1 protein-coding gene is annotated in these 4,601 nt (G+C 37.5%); it reads left to right on the top strand.

All coding sequences use genetic code 11. The annotated features are described in order from the left end of the window. The coding region (locus tag ABDH28_03915) for a hypothetical protein (protein MEN2998164.1) at window positions 1-4,601 on the top strand (4,601 nt) is incomplete at both ends.

Below are 4,601 nucleotides of genomic sequence, written 5' to 3'. Positions count from 1 at the left end.
AAAAATAGACAAAGAAGAACTTGACCAAGGAACAAAGGAAGCACTTGAAAGGGTAAAAGAAGAGTTTGAAAAAGTAGCGGTAAAAGAAAATGGTTTGAAAAATGCGATAGAGAAAGGAAACTATGAGCTTGTTGATTATGTGTTAAGAGCAACTGAGGATTACCTTGTGACGGACGATGACTTAAAACCGCTGTTTAGACTGGATCCAAAAAAGCTCCTTCTTTTGAAAGATAAGCTTTCAACACTTTCTCAGGCAGGAGACTATATAAACGGTATTGTTAGAGGAATATCTGAAGGCAAAGTGCTTGAAGATGTTGTAAGAGAAGCTGAAAAACTTAAATTTAGTGAGACTAACGTTAAGGTTACAATGAGCAAAGAAGTAAGAGTAAACATAGATCCAGACAAGATTGATTGGGAAAAACTCCGCTCATACAGTTTTCTTTCTCCAGATGAAGTTGACAACGTTGAGAGGTATGTAAGGGCTGTGTATAACAATGTAGCAGAGCAAAACACAGTATGGCACAAGTTAGCAAGAAGACTTGTTAGTGCCATAAGAAACATAACTAAGCACGATGAAGACAAGATAATAGAAATGATTGAAAGAAACTCTCCAAAAGCAAAAGGCATTGTAAGAGACATTATTGTTTTGAAAGGACTACCAAAGCCTCTTACTGGTGGTGATATTGAAATTCCCAGCATAAAAATGTCTGTAGATGGTGAAGTAGATGAGCTAGCAAGAAAAACTGTCTTCAAAACAGGGTTTCAAACTACTAGGACTGAAGGAGGAAAAAAGAAAAGAATATTTAACGTTGCTATAAGAGATTTAAGCGTTTTGAAGAAAGCAAAAGCACCAACTTACGTAGACGAAGAGAGCGAATTTGGAGACGAAATCGTTGAAATGGTTGGTGAGGCAACTGATGTCTTGACAGCACCGATACTACCCTTAACATACGCACAACTAAAGTATTATACTATTGGAAACCTAGCAGAAAAGTTGAGAGGAGTAAAGACGTTTGAAGATGCTATTGAAAGTGAGATAAATAAGTTTTCTGACGTTTTAGGTCTTACAGAGGATGAGAAAAACCTTCTTCTTGCTAAAACTAAAGTTCCTGTGGTTGAAAAAGCAGAAGAAAAGTTAGGAGTGTTTGATAAAGCAATCTTACAGAATCCGGTTCTTCGTGAAATGCTGGCAAGAAACATAGTCTTGACTAACAACTTGGATGTAATGTTTGGGAAACTTTTTGCAGAGTTTATAAACAAAAAAGTATTGGACAACTTTAAAAAGTCTCTGGACCTTACGCAATTTTCTAGAGACGAGCAAGATAGAATAAAGAAGGTGATTGACAGCATAAACCCTAAGGAAGTTGATTTTTCTAAAGAAATATCTGAGCTTGCATCTAAGAGACTTGGTGAGGTATTCAATCCGAAGATATTCACATTTTTTACGCTGTCTGGAAGCAAGCAAATTTACAAAGCGATGATAGATGCTTTCAAGAGGGCTGGATGGCAGGAAGAAGATGACGACATCGTTTTGACTGTGATGAGTAATGCACTCAGCACAATAAAACAGAAAATCAAGGATGCTTTTGTTGAAGCCAAAGTTGCTGAAGCTGGAGTGCTAAAAAAGCTTGAAAAAACAATGCAGGAAATATCTGATTACAAAGCAAGAAAACAACAACTGGAGCTGGGAATAGAGCAGATAAAAAGCAGGCTAAGGGAGCTGGAGGCAGAAAAAGCAAATCTAGCAGGCAAGGTAGAGACAAAGACAACAAAAGAGTTTTCGGAAGAAACAGAAAAAGCGGAGTTAGTGGAACAAGAAGCTTTTAGAAAGTACGGAATAGAGAGTGACAAAGACATTGAAGGAGTTTTGAAAGCAAACAATGGTCTTTCTGAGGTTGATAACTTTGCAATATTTTTAGGTATCCTAAGTGAAGAAGGAGATACTACTGCTAAACTTAGAAAGTTTGCTGATATTGACCCAGACAGAACAATTGAGTACTTGATGAAAATTTCTCCGACTATCTTCGTGAGAAGTGAGTCTGGAATATCCAAGGAGAAAAAGCTTGAGTTGCTGAAAAACTTTCAAGAGGAAGTTAGCAAGGCAGACAACAAAAAAGAGGTCCTTGATAAGTATATAGATAACCCGTTGTTCGGAGTTGATATTTTTGAGGCTGGTCTGTCCTTCAAGTATTTCAGAGAAAAGATGGGAAGAGCGATGCCTAAAGTAAAGCAGATGGAGGTAGAACCAGAAGCAGAACCGGTTGTAAGGCAGAAAGCTGAGTCTACCGTTGAGTTGTCTAGTGTGGAAAACATAGAAAAAGAGATAGGCAGGCTACAAGAGCAACTTAGAAGAAGTGAAGATGATCTGATGCAGGTGGAGAAAGAAATCCTTAAGAGGGAAAAGATATTGGATGAGGTGAAAGAGAAGGTTGAAGAACCACACGTAGTGGAAAAAGTTGATAAAATGACACTGAAATGGAAACAAAAGGAAGGGGGACTGGAACTAGAACAGTTTGATAGGATAAAAGAGGAGTTTAAGAAAGCAATTATTACTCCATACAGAGCAATAGTGTTTGGTGTGGTAAATCCTGCACAAAAACTGGAAGACAAAGTGAAAAAACTTCTAGGTAAGAAAAGTGGAAAAGTTGTAAAAGCTATAGCGGAGATTTTTGAGAAACTGCAGAAGCTACATACAGACATAAGGACTGCTAGGTTGCAGAGTGAAATAGTGTTGCAGGGTATAAGAGAGGAAGTCTTTGAAAGAATGCTTGAAACACTGAAACCTAGCAAAACCATTTATCTGAAAAGCGTAGTATCTGACAGAGTGCTAAACAACATAAATGCAGTAAGAGTTGACAATGTATTTATAAGAGATGCTAGTGAAACGCTTGAAGGAGTGGTGGAGGGAATAAGTTCTTTAAGAGACGTTGCTGATGTATCAAGAAGTTTATCTAGGCTTCTAGGATACGTTAAGTTTGACAACTTAAACTACCTAGCAGATGGAATTGATGCTGTCATTATTCAAAGAAGCATAGATTTTTTAAGAGATGAAAAAACTGTGGTAAACCGTTTTGACAGAGTAAAACAGGCAATAAGGAACTCGTTTATCGTTAGTATGTCTCCAGCATCCGAAGAAATTGTTATGTCAGTCAGGACTAACATACACAAGAGGATGGAAGAAATACTAAGGAGTCTAGGACACGTTACTGATGAAAAGGAAATGGTTCTTACAAACCTTGTACAGATATTGAAAGACAAGGCAATAAAAATGGAAAAAGAGGTTAACCCAGAAAACATAACAAGAAGAGCGGTTGAACAATTTGTAGAGTTTTTACTTATGTCTGCCTCTAGAGAGTTCATTGAAAAGGGACTTGAAGCACTTGATGGTATAGGAGATATAAGCTTGCTTTTGAAGGATAAGAGCAAGATAAGGGACATTGTGTATAGAATATTCTCGGCAAAGGACCCAAACCTGATACCTACATACAACTTATTTAAGTTTGCTTTTCTCAAAGGAGAAGACTATGACAAAGGTGTTGAGGATGTAATAAAGGTGGTAAGAGAACTTAAAAATGTACCAGAAGAAAGAGGCGTGATAGAAAGCAACATAAACGGTATTTTTGGTCTGTATGACGAGCTTTTTCAGAAAAGCAACAAGAAAACTATGTTTGCTGTACCATTCCAAACTCTTGTTAAGAACATAAACAACGCTGGGACGATGGAAGAAAAGAACAAAATTGTAGGAACATTTGCCGAGATAATGAGTCTGAAAGGAGATAAAGTAGTCCTTACAAACCTTACTGATACCAACAGATACTTGGCGCTACTTAGCAGGTATAGAACACTACCGGAGGATGTAAAGAACATTGTTGACAAGTATGGGTTTATGCAGGTAGATATACTACCAAGGGTTGCAACAGACACGCAAGCCGTTGCTTTACAGGTTGCACTAAGAAAGCACGAAAGAATAGCGAAAAGAGAAAGTATAGAAGATCTCCTAAAGGATGACCTAAGGGCATTTAAGCCAGAGGAAGATATTGCAACTGTTAACTTGCTTATATCTGCCAGAATACTTGAAGAAAAACAATACAACCTGAAGGTGATAAAGCAATTTCCAAAAGAACTGCAAGAAAATGTGAGAGAGTTTTTATCAGAAATAGACAAGCAACTGTTTGCTAACGTACTTAGGAAGTCAGATGAGGAGCAAGCAAGAACGATTTCTAGTCTCTTTAAGAAAGTTTTTGGTAAAGGAACAAAGATAAACAGCGTATTGCTTAATAATCTCGTGGAAGCATTACTTTTTAAGTTTGTGAAAGCACAGACGAGAAGCGTGCTAAAAGACCAGATAAGAAGAAACTACAAGGCATACAGCGTTGCGTTGGGAGACATAGAACTTGGAGTAAGCAGTGGAATGAATGCAACAATAATAGCAAATATGCTTGATGGCAGTTTGAGAAGCGTACCAGACGAGGTAAAACCATACTTAACAAGTCTTATAAAGAAGGTTTTAATTGAGGGAAGACCGGAAGACAAATTCGCTATCACTATTCATCAAAACGCAGAAAAGTACGCAGACTTGCTAAAGATGTTCAATATCAGCA

The organism is Brevinematia bacterium (genome assembly GCA_039630355.1).
In the GTDB taxonomy this organism is placed as follows: Bacteria; Spirochaetota; Brevinematia; order DTOW01; family DTOW01; genus SKYB106.
This window is presented reverse-complemented; position numbering and strand designations above follow the sequence as displayed.